Origin of the sequence: Paenibacillus apii, from assembly GCF_011043685.1 — a bacterium.
GTDB classification, from domain to species: domain Bacteria; phylum Bacillota; class Bacilli; order Paenibacillales; family Paenibacillaceae; genus Paenibacillus_AQ; species Paenibacillus_AQ sabinae.
The window spans coordinates 168377-191313 of the sequence record NZ_JAAKGU010000011.1 but is presented as its reverse complement, the minus strand read 5'-3'; the positions used below and the strand labels follow the sequence as shown (position 1 = coordinate 191313).

General features: G+C 39.4%; 23 protein-coding genes. 1 reads left to right on the top strand and 22 read right to left on the bottom strand.

Annotation, left to right across the window (positions count from 1 at the left end; genetic code table 11):
* Positions 1-97: 97 nt before the first annotated feature.
* Positions 98-1738 carry a 2-hydroxyglutaryl-CoA dehydratase gene (locus tag G5B47_RS20670; protein ID WP_165102190.1) on the bottom strand — a complete coding sequence of 547 codons (1641 nt, stop codon included), beginning with the start codon at positions 1736-1738 and terminating at the stop codon, positions 98-100.
* 28 nt (positions 1739-1766) lie between these two features.
* Complete coding sequence (locus tag G5B47_RS20665) at positions 1767-5240, bottom strand: BadF/BadG/BcrA/BcrD ATPase family protein (RefSeq protein ID WP_165102188.1); 3474 nt, start codon at positions 5238-5240, stop codon at positions 1767-1769.
* Positions 5241-5841: 601 nt separating this feature from the next.
* On the opposite strand from G5B47_RS20665, the gene G5B47_RS20660 reads away from it, so the two are divergent.
* Positions 5842-6192 carry a phospholipase D-like domain-containing protein gene (locus tag G5B47_RS20660; RefSeq protein WP_165102186.1) on the top strand — a complete coding sequence of 117 codons (351 nt, stop codon included), beginning with the start codon at positions 5842-5844 and terminating at the stop codon, positions 6190-6192.
* Between the two features lie 1135 nt (positions 6193-7327).
* Here G5B47_RS20660 and G5B47_RS20655 read toward each other — a convergent pair.
* From G5B47_RS20655 to G5B47_RS20560, 20 genes are all read right to left on the bottom strand, one after another.
* Positions 7328-8209, bottom strand: a complete 882-nt coding sequence (locus tag G5B47_RS20655; RefSeq protein WP_165102184.1) for a GNAT family N-acetyltransferase — start codon at positions 8207-8209, stop codon at positions 7328-7330.
* A 177-nt stretch (positions 8210-8386) separates the two neighbouring features.
* On the bottom strand, positions 8387-8983 hold the full coding sequence (locus tag G5B47_RS20650) for a hypothetical protein (RefSeq protein WP_235957242.1): 597 nt from the start codon (positions 8981-8983) through the stop codon (positions 8387-8389).
* A gap of 257 nt (positions 8984-9240) precedes the next feature.
* Positions 9241-9636 carry a VOC family protein gene (locus G5B47_RS20645; protein ID WP_165102179.1) on the bottom strand — a complete coding sequence of 132 codons (396 nt, stop codon included), beginning with the start codon at positions 9634-9636 and terminating at the stop codon, positions 9241-9243.
* Between the two features lie 236 nt (positions 9637-9872).
* Entirely contained in the window at positions 9873-10352 is a 480-nt protein-coding gene (locus G5B47_RS20640; protein WP_206107462.1) for a GNAT family N-acetyltransferase, read from the bottom strand.
* 229 nt (positions 10353-10581) lie between these two features.
* Positions 10582-11406: an HAD family hydrolase gene (locus G5B47_RS20635; RefSeq protein ID WP_165102175.1), complete on the bottom strand. Its 825-nt coding sequence runs from the start codon at positions 11404-11406 to the stop codon at positions 10582-10584.
* Positions 11407-11746: 340 nt separating this feature from the next.
* Positions 11747-12868, bottom strand: a complete 1122-nt coding sequence (locus G5B47_RS20630; RefSeq protein WP_165102172.1) for an IS110 family RNA-guided transposase — start codon at positions 12866-12868, stop codon at positions 11747-11749.
* Between the two features lie 329 nt (positions 12869-13197).
* Positions 13198-13539, bottom strand: coding sequence for an NUDIX hydrolase (locus G5B47_RS20625; RefSeq protein WP_328804601.1), 342 nt, complete (start codon positions 13537-13539; stop codon positions 13198-13200).
* A gap of 354 nt (positions 13540-13893) precedes the next feature.
* Positions 13894-14640: a DUF4435 domain-containing protein gene (locus tag G5B47_RS20620; RefSeq protein ID WP_165102169.1), complete on the bottom strand. Its 747-nt coding sequence runs from the start codon at positions 14638-14640 to the stop codon at positions 13894-13896.
* A complete protein-coding gene (locus tag G5B47_RS20615) occupies positions 14640-15818 on the bottom strand; it encodes an AAA family ATPase (protein ID WP_165102166.1) in 1179 nt (392 codons plus the stop codon). The genes G5B47_RS20620 and G5B47_RS20615 overlap by 1 nt, the downstream gene beginning before the upstream one ends.
* 452 nt (positions 15819-16270) lie before the next feature.
* Complete coding sequence (locus tag G5B47_RS20610) at positions 16271-16432, bottom strand: hypothetical protein (protein ID WP_158442605.1); 162 nt, start codon at positions 16430-16432, stop codon at positions 16271-16273.
* Positions 16433-16676: 244 nt separating this feature from the next.
* The gene (locus G5B47_RS20605) at positions 16677-17225 is read right to left on the bottom strand and encodes a GNAT family N-acetyltransferase (RefSeq protein ID WP_165102163.1); all 549 of its coding nucleotides are present in this window, start codon (positions 17223-17225) and stop codon (positions 16677-16679) included.
* A gap of 264 nt (positions 17226-17489) precedes the next feature.
* Positions 17490-17762, bottom strand: a complete 273-nt coding sequence (locus G5B47_RS20600) for a hypothetical protein (protein ID WP_165102161.1) — start codon at positions 17760-17762, stop codon at positions 17490-17492.
* Positions 17763-17968: 206 nt separating this feature from the next.
* Positions 17969-18583 (bottom strand): hypothetical protein, encoded by a 615-nt coding sequence (locus G5B47_RS20595; RefSeq protein ID WP_165102159.1) that lies wholly within the window; start codon positions 18581-18583, stop codon positions 17969-17971.
* Positions 18584-18817: 234 nt separating this feature from the next.
* A complete protein-coding gene (locus tag G5B47_RS20590; protein WP_165102157.1) occupies positions 18818-19384 on the bottom strand; it encodes a hypothetical protein in 567 nt (188 codons plus the stop codon).
* 387 nt (positions 19385-19771) lie between these two features.
* Positions 19772-20008, bottom strand: a complete 237-nt coding sequence (locus G5B47_RS20585) for a hypothetical protein (protein WP_165102154.1) — start codon at positions 20006-20008, stop codon at positions 19772-19774.
* Positions 20009-20179: 171 nt separating this feature from the next.
* Positions 20180-20332 carry a hypothetical protein gene (locus tag G5B47_RS20580; RefSeq protein WP_165102152.1) on the bottom strand — a complete coding sequence of 51 codons (153 nt, stop codon included), beginning with the start codon at positions 20330-20332 and terminating at the stop codon, positions 20180-20182.
* 217 nt (positions 20333-20549) lie between these two features.
* Positions 20550-21116, bottom strand: coding sequence for a hypothetical protein (locus G5B47_RS20575; protein ID WP_165102149.1), 567 nt, complete (start codon positions 21114-21116; stop codon positions 20550-20552).
* A 203-nt stretch (positions 21117-21319) separates the two neighbouring features.
* Positions 21320-22027, bottom strand: coding sequence for a GNAT family protein (locus G5B47_RS20570; protein ID WP_165102146.1), 708 nt, complete (start codon positions 22025-22027; stop codon positions 21320-21322).
* A 229-nt stretch (positions 22028-22256) separates the two neighbouring features.
* Positions 22257-22634, bottom strand: a complete 378-nt coding sequence (locus G5B47_RS20565) for a hypothetical protein (RefSeq protein WP_165102143.1) — start codon at positions 22632-22634, stop codon at positions 22257-22259.
* Positions 22631-22828, bottom strand: a complete 198-nt coding sequence (locus tag G5B47_RS20560; protein WP_165102140.1) for a hypothetical protein — start codon at positions 22826-22828, stop codon at positions 22631-22633. Before G5B47_RS20560 ends, G5B47_RS20565 begins: the two co-directional genes overlap by 4 nt.
* Positions 22829-22937 lie beyond the last annotated feature (109 nt).

Below are 22937 nucleotides of genomic sequence, written 5' to 3'. Positions count from 1 at the left end.
ATTCCACAGTAATTTCACTATAGAAGCCCGGCTCAACGTAATTGAAGAAAGTCTTTGACCATCGTCATCAATTACTGTTAAACCGGGCTGAAGTTATTCATACACCATGGATTTCTTCTTTTTTTCTTAGGAAAAAAAATCGGTTGGACACACGACGCATATCATAAATCATATTAGCCGCTGTACAAGCGACAGTATGACGGCTTGCGTGTAATGCATTTGTTCTTTTCGAACGACTTGCTATCTTCTGCAGCTGCATCACCGTCCAGCCTTTTTTCGTTAAGGCTTCTTCAAACTCTTGTTGAGCAGACTGTTTAGCCTTGAAAAGAATCATCTGGATCCTGCTGTACACGTTGATTGCCCCATCCCCCGTCGTTTCGATCGGAAGAAAGATCGCATCAGGATATTTCTCTGTGATCAAAGACTGGACACCATCGGATACACCGGAAGAAGGCATACATCCGAAGGGTTTAACCGAAATCGTCATATTTACTTTCCGTTTGACCACATTGAGAATCAGCTTGCCCACTTCCATATGACCTTCGCCGCCGCGTAAATGATTGTTGTAATGCTCATGAGCCACTCGGGCGATCTCTTCCATGTCAGGTAAGTGATAATTTCGCAGACCTACAGCCTTGGCATAGGTTTGGAACATGACCCGCAAGACGCGATCGGCAAGCCATAACATACGCAGACGCATGACGGGATTTTTCCCTTTCAAGCCAAATTTGCCGGAATCCGCCTCCCGCAGGTTCATCCGCTGCAAAGTATCGTAACGTCCTGCCCATATGAGAAAGAGTATCCATGCCGTAACCGACTGCACTTCTACTTCGGCCCCTTCGTTCTCAAGAAAACGCTGCAATTGATAATTGCCGTCTCCTTCCGTGGTCATCGCCCAAAATTCACCGATAATGCTTACTTTCGGTTTAACCTTTGTGCGGTCTACCTGAACGGCCTTCAGTTCATTACGGCATCGGTTCAGTGCAGGTCCCAACCGCTTCCGCTGGCTTAATGCATCGAACATATACTTCTTGCAACGATCCATGGCGGCGTCCGTTGAACCTACTATCACTTCATACGGACGAATGCGATAGGCCAGAGCGTTCAAAATATCTCCAAGAAAAACAGCTTTCAAGAAGCTAAAGAAAAAAGTGGTGTCTAATTTCAAGGCTGATTCTCCGCCGGTTGCCTGTTTTAAACCATCGGTTTGCTGGAACAGCAAGACGCGAAAACCATCAAATCCCGCATCGCGCAATGCTTTACGGTATTCCGTGACATATGTGCCGAAGCGGCAGGGACCACAGGAACCACTCGTAATGAACAGGTAATTGCGGATGATCTCGTCTTTGGACAGGCCTTCCACATCACGCAGATGGGACAAATGCTTAATCAAATTACCGACCGTGAAGTACGTCGGGTTGCATTGTCCCCGGTTGCCAAACTCTTTCCCATAGCGCAAGGATTCATTATCAGGACAATCCAGATGCTTCACCCGATATCCCAGACCTTGCAGCGCTCCTTCCACCAAATAATCATGGGCCATGGTCATTCCCCCGAAGAGAAGGGTTGTGGATGATTTGTCTTTGGCCAAAAACTGGCGGGGAACGGGATCAAACCATTGGTTTTTATTTACCTGATCCAAGCCTAACGCTTTTTCTTGCTCCTTTTGAAAATTCAACAGTTCTTCTTCAAGGGACAACGGTTTCTCCAGCTTCCCCTTCTTTTTAAGAATAGCCATATTGGGTTTCACTCCTCTTTTTGAATTTCTATATAATCCCGAGTCGCTCGTTTTGTTGATTGTCCAGCAATTCGGCGCGTTTTTGCTCCAGACGCTGCTGCAATTCCGCTTTTTTTCGAGCCAAATCCTGCAATCGCTCTTCATGAAGCCCAAGACTGTGGGCATACGTTTTTACCCGGATTTTAATTGAACCGCTTGGCTTGTTGGCGTCAATATCATGTAAGGCGGAAAATGGAGTGCCTGCGGTAGAAATAATCGAATCGATCAAGCCGTAAGTGGGTGCATCATGCCCACATTTGAAGCTGGACAGATCCAGCACCGCCACATGCGGATGGCGCGCGGCGAATTTGGCGGCCCATACCTTTTGGACACTGTTGGAACTGAAGTTTTCCGGCCATACGTCGGTGACCTCAAGAGCGTATTCCACCCGTCCGCTTTGCAGATCATCATGAAAAAACCGGCGCAGCCAAGTCTCATCTTTAGGAATGGAGCGCAGGGAAAGAATCGGGTAGCCAAGTACCTGAAATTCTTCCAAAACTCCGTGATTCAGACCGGGATCCGAATGATACGGACGTCCGATCATCAGAATGGCGAGGCGGTTATCCTGTTCTACCTGTTCTAAGATTAACCGTCCCTTTTCCTGCATTTCAACGTCAAAAAGATCCATCGCCTTCCAACCTTGGTCTGCGGCAAAATTGCTTTCATCCTCCGTAATCCGCAGATGCTCCGCAAAGGCTTCGTACAGTTGCTTCTTCATCATGTTCGGTTCGGTAAAGGTGACCGCCGGATCCAGATAAGTCACACCTCTTGTCTCAAAGAAGTTCACTTCTTTGGTGAAAGCGGCTTTGATCACATTCGGAGCACCGGCTACAATCGGGCAGCTGGCAGAGTCCATCACATTGTGCAAATGTGTAGGGATATGGGTGATGCATGGGAAAAAGAGATAATCCAAAGGTGATTTTTCATGATGCTTGAATAACAGATTGTGAACATGAGCTTGCGCCACTTTCGAAGGGTAACACGGATCGATGGATCCGTATTTTCCGCCTTCCTGCCACATTTCCTCACTGGTATTATCGCTGAATACGATGTTCTTCTGGTCGATGCCCAGCGTCTCGAAATATGTCCGCCAAAAAGGCGCTGTGGACCAAATGTTGAGCACCCGGGGGATCCCGATGCGAAGCTTTTTCCTCCGTTCCATCGCCTCGGGGGAAGAGCGATCGAATGGACGATGTTGTTGGTTTTTTCGCACGCCGCCTAAACCAAACCAACCCCGTTTCATCCGAACCTCATCCATTTGCATGTCCGATTCGGGCAGCGATTCGGCATCAAAGAAATGTTGGAACATGCGGCGGGCCTCATATTCAACTAGATTAGGGTAATGTTTTTTCAGTTCCTGTCTTTCCTTGGTCAGCTTGACTACAGCTTCCTTATCTTCGACTGTTCCCTTTTCACAGGAGAAACCGGAGATATATCGGGCGGTTTGACCATCCGGCGTCTCGGAATCGATAAAGGTACGGCTGCAGTGGTTCGGACAAAAGTAACAGCGGGTGGATTCATCATTACGCGACTTATAGCGCAGGTTTATAGCGGTATCCAGTCCTAAGAAGGTGGAGTATCCACGCCGTTTGACCACGCGTAGCGTTTCCATCGCCGCCCCGATGGCGCCCGCTTCACCAGGATGCGGATGTACATAAACTTCAGCATCGGGAACCCGCTGTTTGATATAGTCGACTTGCGCCTTCACCGCAGCCAGGTTATATTGCGTACCGCCTTGCAGAACGAATTTCCGCCCTAATTCCGACATGCGTGGAATTTGTACGACGTACTGCCATACATTTTTCGGCAGAACCATAGCAAGACCCGCCAACAACTCCTCCTTGGAATAACCTTCTTTCTGGAAATTAACCCGGTCCGCATCCAAAAATACAGCACAACCATACGAAAACTTGGGACTTAAGCCTGCGCTGAAGGCTGTATCGGCGTATTCCTGAACAGGAATACCGAACTGATCCGCCATCGCTTGCAGCAGCATCCCGTTTCCGGCGGAACATTGATTGGACAGCTTGAAATTCCGGATATCTCCGTTTTTCAGAAACAGGACTTTAATGTCCTGGCCGCCGATGTCGCAAATGACATCGATATCGCCGAACTGATTCACCGCGCTCATCATATGTGCGACTGTCTCTACAATATTTACATCCGCTTTTAATGTCTTTTCCAAAACATCCGCTGCATATCCCGTCGACCCGAAACCGATGACTTCTAAATCGGCCCCCTGTGCTTTCACTTTATCTCGAATCCGCATTAACATTTCTTTCGTATCTTCAAGCGGATTGCCTTTGGAAAGCTGATATTCCTTAAGCAGGATGGTTCCTTCCTCATCAACCAGAACAGCTTTGGACGAAGTGGAACCGCCGTCAAGCCCGATCACGGCTCTCACCTTCTGTCCCGGTATGAAGGATGTCGGTGTAAACTTAGGGATTCGATACTGCCGGCGGAATTCATCCAGCTCCGGACGATCCATGACCAGAGGCGGACCTGCTTTCTCGCCCAGTTTTGCTTTCCGGCCATGTGCAATAAATTCTTTCAGCCCTTCCAGTCCGGAATAAATTCCAACGCCTGCCGGCTCGTGCATACCGTATAAAACGGCTCCGAAAGCAGCGTAGTACTGTGAGTTGTCAGGAACAAAAATCAATTCATCGACGGGCATATCTTTAGGATAATCGTATCCTCGATCCTGCCAGGTTTGCGGTATTCGCTTTCGCCAGCACTCTTGCAGGAAAGGCAAGTATGTATTCGGTCCTCCGAGCAGCAGAACACGGTGCCGGAGCGTATTTCCGCGAGTCAGTACAGAGAGGTTCTGCATCACAATGGCATCGGCTAGAGAACACATGATTTCAGGCGAAGGTATGCCGCTTTTCACCAAATTGACAATGTCCGTTTCCGCGAATACACCGCACTTGGCGGCCACATGATGCAGTTTGCTGTCATCAAAGTGAAGTTTACCGACCTCTTCCATCGGCATGCCTACTTTAATCATGCATTTGTCAATGGTGGCCCCCGTACCTGACGCGCACTTGTCATTCATGGAGGTCAGGGCTTGTTTATTACCCGTTTCTTCATTTTCTTTGAAAATGATGATCTTTGCGTCTTGACCCCCTAACTCAATCACGCTTCCCACATCAGGGTGAAGGTGTTCCACCGCCATCGTAACAGCATTCACTTCTTGTACAAACTTGGCCCCTATATGCGGTGCGATCGGACCGCTGCCGGAGCCCGTCGCAAAGACACGGATGTTGTCTTGCTTCATATCGGGAAATTCATTGCCAATTGCAATCAACAATTCCAGCACCTTTTCCGCCTGCTTTGTATGGTGGCGTTGGTAATCCGACCATAAGATTTGTTTGCTTTCCGGTTCCACCACGGTAGCTTTGACAGTGGTTGAACCTACGTCAATGCCGATGATTAAAGTGTCAATATCTTTATTAATACTTCCCATCGCCTAACCCCACTTTTCCATTTCATGTCATACAATAATATATCCTAGAAGTGTGACTTTTATCACACTAAAAATCAGACCGTAATATCCCATGTCAAAATAGAACCGTTTGGGGACAGGATAAACGTGATATAGTAAATACGACCCTAAGGAACTACTCTCGAATCGATGCAAAATGCGGTTCCCTATCGATACGTCCGACCAACCCGTATATCCGGATGACACACTGCACGACATACTTAGAAAAGTTAATTCCCTGCCTGTTACCGCTAACAATGAGACAACTAGCGAAACATCATATAATTTCATTCTTCAACAAGCGGATTAATTATCGCAATCATCGAAAAATTGTAGTTGTGGACGGGAGATCAGATTCTTCGGGGAATTAAATATCGGTGATGAATACTTGGGGAAACACCTGAAATCGGATATTGGCGGGATACGCATTTTAAGATAAAAGGCGACGCGGTAATGTGGATTCAATCTACTTTGTCAACGGATTGGTACGATGTTAAACAGCAGTTACTCACCGATCCCGAATATTATCCTTCTCGGGACTGTCGAAGGAACGAAAGTATACAAATAATAAATTCCGGCCCGGATGAAACGATCAGCTAAGAAACGGATTTATATTGAAGCTCCATATTTCGTTCCCGATCCCCGTCTTTTGTTTGCTTTAAAAATGGCAGCAATGCAAGGCGTCGATGTTCGAGTCATAATTCCTGCTGTTCCTGATTCAAAACATGTTTACTTCGCTTCATTGTCTTACGCCCGGGAATTACTGCAAGCAGGGATCCGGTTTTACCGTTATCAAAAAGGGTTTATTCATGCCAAAGTAATCATTTGCGATGACAAGGCATGTTCGGGTAGCGCCAAAATGGATATCCGCAGTTTTACCGACCAATTCGAAATTAATGCAATTTTTTTGACTGGAAAACCGTCAACCGCATGATTTCAGATTTTAACCTTGATCTAGGTGAAAGCGAGGAGATTTTGTCGGAGGAATTTGAACAACGGACGACTGTTCAGAAGGTGAATGAAGTATTTGCACGCTTGCTTTCCCCACTCTTTTGAGCAAATCACCTTACACCACCTTCAACACATTTCTTGCAATAATTTCACATAACGTTTCCGCATCCACGAAACCGAGAGGCTTAAGGCGCTTTAGCGCCGGGTCGAAGACTTAGCCTCGCAGGGTTGTCTGCAGTAATAACTTCTTCGCCTTCGCTTCTGCAGACCAAGGGCCCGACAGGGGCCGCAGCGTGAATGCAATGTTATATGATGCCAATGCCTCCGTGATTCTTCTCTAAAGTAATAGGTTTATTCAAGCTTCTGATCATTAGTTCTCTTATCTATATATTCATGTGTTCTATTTATTTCTAGATCTCCTGACTCTAATAATCCTATCATTCTACTTGCTTCCTTTAATACGTTAGGCCGGATCGAAAGAAATCTGTCTTTATATTCTTGTTTATTTAACTGGTCATCATAATCATATTCAATGTAAGCTAATGCAATATTTCTTAAGAAGTAGTAACCCTTTATGTACTCTGTATAAATATCTCGGCAACAATCAACATAATCTTATATTGAATCTATTGTTCTTGAAAGTAAGTCTCTAACTCTAAAGTCCTCATGGTTTCTGTAGCCGAACCATTCTACCACTTGAAATTCTGCTTTTTCTGCGGCTAATTTTGTTCTGTAATTAATATTTATTAATTTGAAGTATTTAAGTCTTCCTAAGTATTCTTCAAGTCTGTCTTCATTTAGATACAACCATTATTCGAAGATCTCTAGTGAAACTTTCCTTCTAATAAACGCTAATAAGAATGTTTCTATCTCTTTATCTGTTTGAGGCATTTAAGTTCACCTATCTCTGCATTGGTTTCACATAACGTTTCCGCATTCACGACGTCCCAACGCCTTAAGTACCGAAGGTCCGGCTGCCGCTTGCGGCAGTTAGGCGGTGGGATGTGTCTGCCTGGATTGCATCCTCGAAATGCCTCGGGCAGACCAAGGACCGCTTGCAGCCCGTAGCGTTGAATGCGATGTTATATGACGTAACACTCTTCTTCGAAATACTCACATTAATTTTGTTTATAATCTCGTGTTATTCCTTTATCAATAAAATTATTCCTTATATAAAACCGTTGTGCTGTAATATTCGACAGCATTGTATCAGTATGTAAATAACGAATATTGTTGTTATTCAAATGTTGGCAGATCTTTGTTATAAATTTAGTTCCCAATCCCAAGCCTTTAAATTTATCATCAACTCCGATCCAAAATAAGTACGCTCCATCTTTCGATTCGTCATCTGTTAAGGTATCAAAAAAAGTAACTTGAGCAGTTCCAATTGGTTCTCTCGCCTTAAAGGCTTCATAGTAATATTTACCGTTGATTGAAGTGATCTTTACATCAAGTTCATCATTCAAATTTTCTTCAAGTTTTAATGAGCTCATGTCCAAGACATAGTAAATATTCTCACAATCAATTAGAAATCGATTTGATAATAGTAAATTCTCTATGTGTGTAAATTTTGAATGTAACTTCCCGTGATGTGCATTACAACTAACACCAAATATATGAAAAAACGCATGAACCTTCTCATATTCTGATGAACTCATTAAAGCGATTCTCAGTAATTGTTCTCCTGCTTCTATTATATTCTCATCAAAAAAGAAATGGCGAATGATTAGAACATTTGGATTATAGTACTTCTCACCTTTATCATTCCAGCAAAAATTAGGTATTCCATATTGTATAAATCCAACTACCGAACCATTATCAATTGCTAGGTAGACCTCTGTGGATGAAAATTTATCTTCTCCATCTAATTGATCATTAATCATGCACTTCATCCATTTTGATTTAGATACATTTAAAAAGTACGGAATTTCACGCCCTATTTGTTCCCAATAAGTAAAAAGAGAATCTAGATCTTGAAATTCAAACTTTTTGATTTCCATGTATTTGCTCCTTATGGTTTAGTGGTTTGTCACATAACGTTCTCGTGTTCACGACGTCCGACGTAGTCGGATGTGTCCGGTGCTTCCGCTTCCCCGAAATCCCTCTACCGGACCGAGGGCGTATGCCCGATGCGTGAATATTATGTTAGCTGATGTTCCTGACTTCTTGGAATGCAATCAAAAATATTCATCTTTCAAAAACCAAAGAAGCATCTTTTGCTTCATTTGATTCGCTATTTCTTCGTCTCTCACCTTAATCCATTTATGTAATGGTTCTTCTATAAATCCTAGTAAGTCCTTTTTACATTTCTCAAGGCCCTCAAATAGTTCTTTATAGGTAAACCTTATACTAAATAGTTCTTCCTTTTGTGTTTCTGGATCATCTGACCATACTAAAACATAATCATCGTAATATATAATTCCAGGTGATGGATCATGTCCAAGCCATGGACTTTGTTTAGCTTTAATTGAGTGGCTTATTGATTGTATTTCTTCAAGCCCACAGCAACAGCTAGGCATAATAAATGCTCCATCATCTTGAATAAAAGCCACTCCGCCTAAAATTGCTACTTCATCTTCTTTAAAAAGCTCTTTAAAAGATTCTTCTAAAGATATTGAGACATCGATTCTGTTGTAACCAAATAAATGTAATAAAAACAATTCAACTTCAGCTTCACTACTATTCGAGGATAAGAAAGTGAACTCCTTTCGATTTACTTCATTCTCAATCCATATAGGTTTATCATAATAAGGTTCTAGAATTACAGGTTTCATATATGACATCTTGGATTTTCACCCTTTTAATTTCTTTGTATCAATTTCAGGAATTTCAGCTAACGTTCTTGTGTTCCCGACGCCTCACCGCCCTAAGGCTCCGTAGGAGCCGGGTCCGCTTGCTGACTTGGGCGGTGCAGGTGTGTCTGCCTGATTCCGCTTCCTCGAAATGCCTCGGGCAGACCAAGGGGCGTATGCCCCGCAGTGGGAACACGGTGTTATATGAAGTAGCATGGCTCCTTGAAAAACCTACAACATTAGTAAATCAGTTCACAATCATGATGTTCCCAAACATCAAATAAATTTCCGTCAATATCTTCTAATACAAAGAACTTCCCATACTTTCCTTCATCACTAATGTTTCCGACTTTAACTTCTTCTGATTTCAAATAGTTATGTAAAGATAAAATGTCATTAGTAAAGAAAGTGATTACCCATCTTTTCTTATGATGTACTTCAAATATAGCTCTTGAATCATTTTCGCTTTGTATCAAGTCTAAGATCGGTCTATTATCCCTAAAAAGACTTAAATATCCTTCTCTTTTATTTCTGATGTTAAATCCAAAATGTTTAACAAACCAAGCTGCAGATTTTTCTAAGTCTTCAACAGGAATCACATTGTAGGCAATACCTAAGATTCTTCCAACTTCCATGAGCTACCTCCGATTAGGTTTTTTAGGTTTTTATAATTTTTTCATGCTATTTCATATAACGTCTCTCGTATTCACGAACCCGAGAACCTTAAGCCCCGAATGGGGCGGCCGACGCGGTTAGGTTCGCAGGGGTTGTCCGCCTGATCCACTTCTCGAAATACCTCGGGCGGACCGAGCAGCCGAATGGCTGCGATGCGTGAATACGATGTTATATGAAGTAACAAGCCATCTTCGAATTACTTACAAAAGAAGTTCTGATATCTTCTCCCGTTCTCAACCCAAACCCTTACTTCTCCATCCGATATGTCTTTTATTACTTTATCCCAAAAAATCTGTGCGGGAATATTGTTCTCGAGTTGATACAACTCCCACTCTCCCTTGTATTTTTTCAATATTATTTCTGCTGCTTTCCGGCCAATTCCTGATCTTCTAAATTTACGAAGAATAAAGAAATGGGCTAAATAGTTGTACTTCCTAGTATCCTCTGTCTCTTTCATCAATATAAAACCAGCAACTTCACCGCCTGCTTTAATCAGATATATGTGATTCTTGTATTGTTCACTCCAGTAAGAATCTAAATCAGGCAATGTTCGAAAAGTACCATCTTCAAGAATTGATGCTCTCGTAAATTCTGTAAAATCATAAATATAAAACTGCATCAGATTTTCAACATGATGTCTTTCAGACAGCGAAGCTGTCGTAATATTCACTTCCATGTTCTCACCTACTATTTATTTTTTGCTTGTTATTTCATATAACGTTGCTGTGTTCACGAACCCGAAAGGCTTAAGGCAGCTTGCTGCCGGGTGGCTCCGCCACTTAGCCTTGCAGGGTTGTCTGCCTGAATTCGCCTCCTCCAAATCGCATCGGGTAGACCAAGGGTCCGCCAGGACCCGCAGCGTGAACATGGTGTTATCAGAAGTTGGCACCTTCTTTGAAATACAATCAAAATACTGTTTTCAAATATCTTGCTACTCCATTATTATTGTTACTTTCAATTATTTTGTCCGCTGTATTTAAGATGATTTCATGTGCATTTTTTACTGCATATTTCTCATCCGCTACTTCAAACATGGGTAAGTCGTTTAAGTTATCTCCAAAACAAACCAATCTTTCAAAATTTAATTTATTCTTTAAATATAATACTGCTTCTTTCTTCGTTGCATGACGACTGGAGATTTCGAGCCAATTAAATCCCGGCGTATATATGTCCGGCCCAAAATGACAAGTACATTCTTCGTTGTTAATATATTCTTTGTATGCTTTTTCGAGATTTTGCGGACTAGCTATAGCGTTTACAGTAATAATGTTCTCATGAATGCATTCTTCGTAATCCTGAATAAGTCTAAATCTCATATCGCCTTTGCTTAATCTGTTTTTTATGTAATTCTCCTCGCTCTTATTAAAAATACCTCTATAGTAAATACGCGAATTTCCAATTGTATCAGTTGTGTATACTAGAGGGTTAAGCCCTAATTGCAAATAAGTTTGAACGACCCGAGTACCCAATTGACTCGATAGATAATTATTCTGGATGGTTTGGGATTTCTCAGTATCGAAAATAAAGACCCCATTAATTAAAATAATTGGCAACTTTAAGTGCAATTCTTTAACTATCTCCCTGACAGATTCAATCGAACGAGCGGTTGCAATTGTAAAGTTCAAACCCTTGTCGATTAGTTGATTAAGTATTTCAATGGTTTCATTATCTATCTCTTGATTGTCATTCAGCAATGTTCCATCTAAATCTGAAACATATAATACTCCCATGAGATCACTTCCTCTTTCTATTATTTCGTGCCAATTTCTGATAACGTTCTTGTATTGATATGACGAGGCCTTTCAACCCCTTTGTTTTTTCTCTTAATACCTCGGCGCGAAGGCAACAGTCAACTCGACAGTTGGCACACTGATATCCGTGGGCTGGTTACCACATTTTATCCGACCGTCTGAGAATCTGCTCGCTAACTCACGACGCACGTTCACCCTCCGGCTAGTGCAAATACAACTCGCGATTCTGTTCCCCTACCGCGTTGCCTTCGGGCCCAGGTATCAATTTTGTTCCTCGTATTGTCCTCTATTTTTTCTTGCTCTTTATGGATCATTTATTTTAACTTGCTGCCTGTTTCCGTTCCACTTCCAAGGCGACTGCCCACACGAATCCAAGCAACTCTCCGGCGATTGCCGTTGCTGCAACACATTTTTGTTTTCCTCGTTGCATGATAAGACGGAAATAACGTCCGTGTAACCGGTGTTGTGCCTTCCAAGCGATGGATTGAATCTTGGTGCTTTGCTTTTGGCTTTTCTGCTGCATTCTCTCTGTCATAGCGGGTCGATGACGATATTGCCATGCTGCTTCTGTAACCACACGTCGGATATGAGCATTCCCCGACTTGGTTATTCGTCCCCGCCAACTTGCTTCCCCTCTTGATCGCTCCTGCGGTACTATACCTGCATACGCCATGAGCTGCTTCGGATTCCGAAACCGTGAAAAGCTGCCAATCTCAGCAACCAAGGTCATCGCCGTTAGGAGTCCAATTCCACGGAGCGACTGAAGCGCTTGAATCACCTCTGTCTGGGGCGCTGCATCACTTTGTCGTGCCATTTCCTGTTCCAGTCGTTCCAATCGTTGTTCACTTTCAAGTACAACCTGCAGGTAGTCCTGGAACACATAATGTTCCGCCGATCGCTCAAATTTCAGTGCTCCCAGCCACTTCTTGTAACTCTTGGTCCACCGCTTTTTCAAGTGTGCAGGATGAGAAATCTGATGACGAAGCAAAAACTTGATCATCCGCTGTCTGGCGCGGTGCAGATCTTCTTTCGCATCTTCCCTTGCTCTCACCAAGTCTCTTAATGCCTCTGTATCTCGATCGGGTACATAAACGCTTGTAAGTTCCCCGGCTCGATGCAATTGCGCCAACCGAATCGCGTCACGGCGATCTGTTTTTACACGATCCCCTGCACGTTTCGGAATGAGCGACGGCGCGACAACTATACACGTTATACCCATGCCCGTTAACCAACGGAACAGTTCATAACCGGTTGGCCCAGCTTCATAGCAGACCTCCAAATTTTCATTGCCGCCTACCTGCTTCAACCATTTTCTTACCGCTTCCGGCTTATGAGGGATTGTCCCCCAGAATCGCGGCTCCTCTCTCCCCGATTCGGCGATGGCAATGGCAATGCTTTCTTTGGATACATCCATTCCAACATATTTTATGGTACACTTCATGATAACCAGCTCCTTTTTGTTTGTAGCTCTGCAACGGTTGTTCTCCAACACCATTGTAACCTACGATGAACAAATCGGGGCTGGCCTCGTCATTATTACTCACGGCGTCCATTCACCCTAAGCTGTACGAGTCGTGCGACTAGCACGATCTCGACCGGCCGCGACCGTGGTTGGGTGAATGGATGTGTCGCCTAAGTTTGCTCCCTGCTGCTGAAATTCCTCTTCGAATCAACTTCTGACTTCTGGCGACTGAGGGGCTTGTCCCCCGATGCGTGAACACATTGTTATCGGATGCCGTCTCTACTTTGAGTTACAATCACTTTATGTCTTTAATACTTCTTTCTTATTATGATATGATTTATTCTTTTAATGTCCTTTGACTCAATTATTTCAACTATTCCCTCCGGATATACCGGCCTTTTATGTAGCGCTCCAATCGTTTTCCAAGTCAGTTTTATTTCATCCCGTTCCTTATGCCATAAGGTAAAGATTAATTCTTCTTCTACCTTTAACTTGCATAAATGAAATAGAGTACAATCATGTCGTTGTTTCCCTTCATATTCAATAATGCTCTCGTTGATCAGTATTAAATGATTAACTTGTACTTCCAATTCAAATTCTTCTATCAATTCTCTAGTAATCGCTTCTTCTGCTGTCTCTCCAAATTCAATTGATCCACCAGGAAATCGATAAAAAGTTTCATCCTTATCGCACTGGACTAATGCCCTTGATAAATATGATTCCTTCAGCCCTTAATAATGTTTTTGATAATTCAGCAACCTCATTTCTGAAAGAACTTATCATGCATTTAGACGGTTTCCGATAACGGTTCTATATTCACGAAATAACCCAGCCTTAGATAGCTCCTATCTTAGGCTGGGTCATTTGTTGTCTGAACTTTCTTCCATGATTAATACATCTGACAACCGAGGAGCGATAGCCCTGATGCGTGAATACTTTGTGAGCTGATGTTGCTGACATCTCTGAATATCTTACGATTCAAACTGTAAAAGCCCTTGTAAGGGCTATGCTATGGTCTCATGAATATTCTCAATTAGCCTATTTATATAAGGTTCACCATTTCCAACTTTTATACATATCTCTATTAAATTATCCCGACTATACTTGGATTTTCTTTTTGGAGCATTCAAAAAATATAGCAATAGGTCAAATAATATTTTACCTCTAATTTTTAAATCATAATTTTCTAAAACTTCAGCTAAAGTTTCTTTAGAAGGTTCAACGAAGTTTCTTCTCTTTAAAAAGGTTTCAGAAAGTGATTTTTTATCTTGAGAAAGCAACTCGTTAATGTGGCAATCAATATTTATTTCTTTTTGATCCCTATAGAGTTCCACTTCAAAAGCAAACCATTTTGAAATCTCACTAACAATAGTTATCATTTCCTTTTTTTCTTGCTTTGTTAAGAGCTGCTCAAATACGACTAAAGAACTTGCATATAAATCATTCTCAATGCTGTAGCCTGTAGTCCAAACAATTGATGAAAGTTCTTGAGGTATTGTTGTGAACAGCCACATATCTTGATCGGCAAGAAAGACAGTTTTTAAATTATTAAATTCTGCTCTTCTTGAAAAAATATTCAACAAAGCTTTTCTTCCACCACAAGGTAGTATGCTTGCATTAAAGGTACCTATTTTATCTTCAATATACCTATAAATTAATACATCATCGTCACCTTCTACAATGATTGATGGTAATGATGATCTTTTTAATAAACTAACTATTTCATCTGCTGTTGGCCTAGGAAGTGGCATTAATATCCACCTCTATCTTCAGATAATAATATTTCTTTATCTTCGTATTTTGAATAAATAAAGGGGGAGTGTGTTGCTACAAAAAATTGATTATTTGATGATTGAGACATTAGTGTTGGAAACAGCGTACGTTGCCAGTCGACATGCAAACTAATTTCAGGTTCATCAATAAATATGCTAGAATTTTGAGAAAAAGCATTGTAGCAAAGAAAGCTAAGCATTTGTTTCTCTCCAGCCGACAACTTGTCAGAAAACATAGCTTCTTTAGTTTCTCCTAATGTTATTTTATCAGTAACCTTTATCCCTTTATGTTGAAATATTTGATTAATTAAATCAGATAACACTGTAAATGGCTTCAAAAAGCTTTCTCTTTTTGTAGATATTTGTACTAATTCTTCTTGAATTTCATGTAGGATCTGATTTGCATTATCTAATAGTCCTTTATCAGTTTGAACAGGAGTATATGAAGCATCCTTAGAATATTCCGAATATGTTTTTATTTTTGATTCAATGTATGTAGATAACTCGATATGTAATTTATTGGTCTGTTCTGATATATTTGCATAATGTCTAGTTAATAGGTCAACTATATCCCTGGTCGAAACGGACGTAATGAAGGTATGGTTGCTTGTTGACAGCGAATCAGATATAGAACTAATTGCATCTTGGAACCGTTCTGCCCTCATATATCCATTGTTATTTCCCATAGAGAAACCACCTTCTATTCTTCGAAAAGTGGGAAAGAAAATAGATCCTCCGGAAACTTCTGAAATCTCATGATTCAGTTCATTAATGAAATCAATACTATTTCTCTTTGATGGTATACGTGTAACTCGGTTTAATAATAATGTTGGGATTTCATAGTGTTTTTTAGTATCATTATGAACAAAAATTATATTAGTGTGTCTATCTTCAATATTATTCGTCATACTATTCTCCGCTACATCAACTTGATTGATAATTTCAAGTGAGTATTTGTCACCTTCAAGCTTAACATACTTAAAATCAATTTCTTCGAATACTTTCTCTATATTTCCACTAATTAGATACCATATTAGCTTAAGAACTGTTGTTTTACCTGAACCATTCTTACCTGTAAAAATGTTAATATCCTCATTAAATTGAAGCTTATAATTCTCTCGCTGATTGAGTCCATGTACCTCTATTCCTTTTATCATAAGTCACCTTCAGATCTCAGATTTTTTCTTTATTATAATATTAGAATCTCAGTTATTCCATTTTTTTCTACAGCAATTTCAGCTAACGTTGTCGTATTCACGAACCCGTAGGGTTGTCTGTCTGAACCCGCTTCCTCGATCTAACCTCGGGCAGACCAAGGAGCGAAAGCGACGCAGCGGGAATGCTATGTTATAAGATGTCTCCGTCTTCGATGCATCCCCTTTAAGTTATGTTTTTTGATATATATATGATTCTATTCCCATTCGCAAGGTAAAAATAGCCACAGATCTGGAACCTTTACATACTTTATAGTCTTTAGTTCTTAATAAAATATTCTTTAACATAGGTATTACTCCGATCGTTATTAGCTTCTACTTCTTCTAAAACCTTTGATACATAAATTTTCTTTAGTTTATGTTCATCAATTTAAAATAGATGGATAACCAATCTTTTATTTCTCTAAAATTACCAATGAATATACAGCATTATTACCACCACCGCCACCCATCGCACTTTGGCTAACTAATTTCCATCCGGTGTTTAACAATTCATTTAATTCCTCTAAGTTATTTTTCTTCTCAGTTAAAAAATAGACTACTATTGCTTTTTGCATTTTTGCACTTCCTTCTTCTTTATAGTTTTACTCATAACGGGGATTTCTTATAACGTTCCTGTATCTACGAACCCTCACTGCCTTATAGACCGGAAGGGTCCGGCCGCTAAGCGGTTAAGCAGTGCAGGGTTGTCTGCTGAACCGGCCTCCTCGAACCCAACTCCTGCAAAACAAGGAGCCGCAGGCTCCGCAGCGTAGATATGGTGTTAGGCAAAGTTACTTCTTCTTTGATTAATCCCACTACTTAACGCACTTTATAATCTTTTTTAAGTAATGCATATATAACAGTATCAACAAACCGATTCCTCCAATAAAAATGTTCCTTCAATGTCCCTTCTTCACTAAATCCAATTTTCTCAAGCACCTTTCTTGATCCCACATTCTCTGGTTCTACAAATGCTTCAATACGGTTTAATCCAAGATTGTTAAATCCGAATTCAATTATCTTCTGTATCACCTCAGTCATATAACCTTGCCGCCAATATTCTGGTGTTAATTCATATCCAATTTCAGCTTTATAATGATTTTTCATCCATCCATGAAATCCACATGTTCCAATTACTCTGCTTTCCGACCGCAAAGTGATTCCCCAGCGAATGCCCTGATTTCTTTCAAACTTTTGATTCCATCTATCAATTAGTTCTTCTGCTTGCTCAATTTTCGTAAAACTCTCCAAATCATAAAATTTTGTAACTTCATCCAAAGAGAAATATTGAAATATTTCTCTTGAATCGTCTTGTTTAAGCTGTCTTAGTATAAATCTCTCTGTTTCTAATATGGGGAATTGAGACATATTTTTTCTCCTTTCATGGTTTAGGTCATTTCGCCTAACGTTCTGGCATTCACGAACCCGGAGGGTTGTCTGCTTGATTGCACTTCCTCGGTTTAGCATCTAGCAGACCAAGGAGCATAAGCTCCGCAGCATGAATACGTTGTTAGGCGATGTCGTCTCTTCTTCGAATTTCTAACATTATAATTTAGTCTTTAATCATCTTTTTAATAGCGTTTTTTCTTTGTTGGTTTCATAAATTATCACTTAAGATTATTCTTGGAAGGATTAAATGCTTTTTTTATAATTTTTTTCAGTCCATTTCCATACCCATAGCCCCCAAAAGTAACCACAAACAGGTAATATTATTAAAGTTTTTAATAAGGACATATAAAAGGAATAATCGAAGGTAATAGAGTGATCATTCTCTAATAATTCAGTAAAAAAAGTAAATATGATCGCCGTTGGTATTCCCCAACCTATTACCCCTCTATAGAAAAGAAAATGCTTCCTTCCTTTAGATCTTATCTTTTCCCATTTACTTCTTTGCGCTGTTTTCATATATCTTAATCACCTTTTCTTTAATTATTACTTCAGTGTCTAGACGGTTTCGTCTAACGTCCTCGTATTCACGAACCCGTAGGGTTGTCTGCCTGTTTCCACTTCTCTGAATAATCTTCTGGCAGACCTAGGGCCGAACGGCCCGCAGCGTGAATGTATTGTTAACTGATGTTCCCGTCTTCTTCGAAATATTCTATATTCCATTCTTATAACAGCTCTTTTAATTCCTTCGAGGTTTCATTAAAAAAGCGATTTATTTTGTCGGTTTTAAAATAAATCGGTTTGATTCGGGGCTCATTCTTTAGATCTTGCAGCCATTCTACTTTTCTATCCCTATACTGATTCACTTCAAGCTGCGTAACAAATGGATCGATTGTAAATCCCTTAGCCTTTAAGAGTAATGCGAATAATTTTTCTGTGCTATCCAGCGATCTTATAAGATTAAATTCTGCTTGGCTAACTTCATGGTTATATGTCTTCCGTATATCGATTTTTTCGCCTTTATAGTTATTTTCAAAATCCTCATATACGGTATCCGTCCATCTTAAATCCGTATAAATATGCAAAAAGTAACCCAATACAAATTCCTTCCACTCCGTCTCCGATCGTTTCGACAAATATTCACGGCACTTCTCCATGATCAATTCCTTGGCCGGTAATTTATCGTTATGTACGAGATGGGTCACGCCTTTTTCTTCCCTGGACACGTAGCCTCTCATATGTATGGCATCCGGAGCGATACTGCCTAATAATAGATCTGGAGTAGAATTACCATCCGTTAAGATTTCTGGAATTGCAAAATGAACCATAGGCCAAGGCAAATCAATTCCTCCCTTGATATTCCCCTCAATTATGCTCTTGCTGGAATTTCAGTTAATGTTGTTGCATTTACGAACCCGAGGGGCTTAAGGTGCGCCAGCACCGGGTCGAAGACTTAGCCTCGCGGGTTGTCGCCTGTAGATGCTTCTTCGAGATACTCCAGTCAACCCAGGAGCGGTAGCGACGCAGCGTGAATACGTTGCTATCAAAAGGTCTTGTCCTCCATGAAATAATACCTAGCTCTCTTCAAGTTTTTTTAATTTGTAGTAACTACTAATATTTATATAAGTCCATATTTGTAAAACTGTCATAGCCAAAAGAAAAGCAGTATATACAATCGCTAGTTTTAAGCTTAAATTGATTCCAAATAACAAATAATTTGCAATAGGTATTAATATCGAACCAAATGAAATCAATACTCCAATTCCAGAAACAAATCTATAAGTTTTTTTAAGTAATATGGGCAGCAAAATATTTAAGAAGATTATACAAATAATTATTAATGATAAATACGAAAGTATTTGAAGATTTACTTTTAATAGTCCATTGCTGGTAATTGTATTTAGATTAAAAGCCAAAAGGCTCAAAAATATTAATAAAACAAACATAGGCAACAATAAATTTCCTAAGGTGACCACCATGATAAAATTCTCTTTTTTCTGTTCTTCTCTATCAATTCTTGACTTCTTACGAGACTGCATAGCAAATGTATAAGCAACAAATACTAATCCAATTAATGTAGCGCATGTACCTACTAATGTCGTAAAAACTGAAGTGATAATTGAGATCTGTTCTGACGTCATAATACTACTCCTTAATTTTCACATGACTTTCTGATAGCGTTCCTGTATTCACGACGTCCCACCAACTTAAGGCTTCGTCAGAAGCTGGCCACAATGTGTTTAGTCGGTGCGGATGTGTCCGCCTGATCCAGCTTCTTTGTATGTCTTTTGGTAAAGTTGAATCCTTTTTTTCCGCTTTATCTATTGCATGCTTCATTTGCATTGCTGCCTCAAATTCATGAGCGATTAATAAGCTTCCATTAACTAACTTTACAATTTTATAGTCGCTTCTCCCGGTTCCTTATATCCTGTAATTGAAAATACCCGTTTATTCGGATTCATCAATCTGTTCGAAGAGAGTTGATACTTTGTGAAGTTACTAGGAATTGGTTCATCAAATTTAGATTACTAAACAATAATTGCAGTCTTGTGAAATACACCAGCGGCAAGAACATTGGATAGCTTAGGGATAACATCAATCCCCATCGCAGTATCCTCAAAATTTTCATTCTTTTCATTTTCAATTAATGAAAATGCTATACTAATTCTTTCTCTAGGATTTTCTATTGGTTTCAAACATCTCTCTTTTAATGATACGAACCCATAATCATCCTCAGTTTCAGAACGTTCTATCCAGTAAAACATTCCAGTAATCTTCCACATCGAGCGAACTAATAGCTACGCTTCGTAATCATTAAATCCTTGATTATCTTCTAAACTTCCAAAAATTTTTGAGACTGGTAACTCCAATATTTTCCTAACTAAGTATTACAATCCTCACAAATTGGAATTACACAATGCTTCCCAGGTATTTTTTTATTTTCCTGTTGTTCCCTTAATTGGGTTGGGGAAAAAATTGGTTTTCTTCAATAACCATTGAGGAAAAATATGTCCTTTGTTGGATTTTTTATCTTTTTCTGCGCAACAAATACATATTTGTTTAACTAACTCTCGATCTTGATTTTCCATAATTATTTACTCCTACTCATTACGAATCTTTCAGCTAAGGTTTCCGTATTCACGAATCCGAGGGGCTTAAGGCCCGAAAGCGCCTGATGAAGACTTAGCTCGTGGGGTTGTTTACAGCCATAACCTCTTCGTCCCTTAGCTTCTTCAGACCAAGGGATCCCAAGGTCCCGCAGCGTGAATTTTATGGTATCGGATGCTTCCCAATTCATCGAATCACCTAAACTAACTTAGTAGCGTCTAATAGATCAACAATAAAAAAAGATAAAATAGAATTAATAATGCCTAAGCACATTATGGATAAAGAAATTGAGTTTTCTTTAATAAAAGTAGATGTTAAAAATTTGATTTTTGGAATTCTGAAGTCATCTTTAACTTGAAATAAACAATCATTAATATCCAATAAAACTTCTAAATAGACGAAGAAAAAAGCTGATAGTATTATCCAAATGTTTTGTTCAACTTGTTCCATTGATGAAAATTGCACGATTATTACTACCCATACTGTAAACATTATCTTAATTAAAGATTTGACTAGAACAATTATAAATTTCAAATTCATATACCCTAGACCCATAAAAAAACCAACGGTCATAATGTAGATTTTTAGTATAGTGTCTAAAAGATCATAATATGCGGTTCCTTTAAGGGTATTAGCCCACAATACCAAAGTTAATATATAAATAAAAAAACTAATTATAAGAATAATAAGCATCTTTGGAATACTTAAGACTTGCTTTCGTATTTCTTTCTTTCTTTTTTTAGACTTTTCAATTCTTGTTTCCAATGTTTTCTCCTTTAGTTGGAAATTTCCGATAATGTTTCCGCATTCACGAACCTGGAGGCTTAAGACGCATTAGCGCCGGGTCGAACACACTTAGCTTCGCAGGTTTGTCTGCTGTCTTAACTTCCTCGCTTTACCTCAGCCAACAAGGAAAGCCAGTAACGCAGCAGAAATATGATGTTAGATCAAGTATTTCTCTTCAAAAATTATTCGCGATATCTTAGTTTACTTATTTCTACTTCCATTACTATGTCACTGTTTATAGAATTAAAAACTCTTTTAAATCCTAGCTTTTCATAATAGTTTACTAATTTTATAGGTTTCATCTTTCTTTTCCCCGATTCTATTTCCTGAGTTATGGGTTCCTGAGGAATAAGAAAAACCATCCCATTATAATCTTTTATAAAATGTTCGAAGGCATAGTTTATAAGTTGCAGCCCTAGTTTTTCTCCTCTAAAGGCTTTATGAACTTTTAATGTTTGAATATAATATAAGCTTCCAAAATCAAAAGGATCATCATAAAGCTCTCGATCTAAAATTTCATCTGCCCGTGAGCCTACTACTGCATGATCGCCATCTATCGCGTCAAGCCAGTAAAACCAATTAGGTCCTATTTCATCTTTCCACTCATTTGGAAACTCAGTGATATGTAATTCTGCGATATCAATTAAATTCTTATCCTCATCAATAGCATAACTCTCTTTTAATCTCTGTATAATTTCTTCAGAGTTATCATATTCATCGGTGAGTAGATCAAGTGAGGCAACAAGCTTTACAGTGTGAAATATAAAGCTTGAACTCGGGTCGAAAGAAGGTTCAGGAAAATCTAAATCGTTGCATTGGGATTCATAACTTATAAAAGGATAAATTTCATATTCATTTTCAATACTAGATTGGTGAAATTTTATAATCATGTGTTAGCTCCTATAAGGTATTTTAATTATTTTATTAACGTTTCTGCAAAAACAAACCCGAAAGGTGTAAGATTTAGCCTTACAGGGTGGTTACTGAATATCCTCGCTTTATCTTTAAAATTCCACCTATCTACGCTAAATAGAAATATGAACATTCCAATCCAATACAGCTAGCTGTATCTATTATTTTAGAACCACTATTAAAATGTTAATATTTCATGAAATAAACCTATCTATTCCACTTTAACAATTCTTGCTTCACTAAATAAAAATTATCACCGTCATCTTCTTCGGCTGCATCCCAATCTGAATTAAATAGGGCATTTGAACGAATTAAATATTCAAGCTCAATTCCTCTACCTTCAATTATTAGTTTTACAACGTATGATAATCTGTTCACCATAAAATTGTTTAATGTCTTCATATCTGTTTGTGTTAGTTGATGATTAGAGTGTATATCTTCAACAGGGCCTGATCTAAAAGCAAAGTTTGTTAACGCCTTCGATATCGTATCAATATTTTCAGCTATCATAACTCGTTCAAACGCCTTTTGGTTTAATTCATGATAATCTTCATCTATATTATTTATTAAATCTTCTATTATCATTTCTTTTCTTGTAATCCCCAGTTTCCTTCTCTTTTGTTGTACTTTCGATTAGACACGTTAAATAATTCAGCTATCTCCCAATCAAATCTACCTTCATTCCAATGTAATTGCTTTAATTCATTTAATGTTAATTGATTAAAATCGACAACTTCACCATTTGCTTTTTTTAACTGATAAGATTCAAAAAGTGTCATCAAATTAGATCCTTTCATTTTTTATAATATTATTTTTCATACTTTCCTATAACGTTCTTTGTATTCCCGGACAATGCGTCGTGAGTAACATTAGAAAAACTGCAACTTG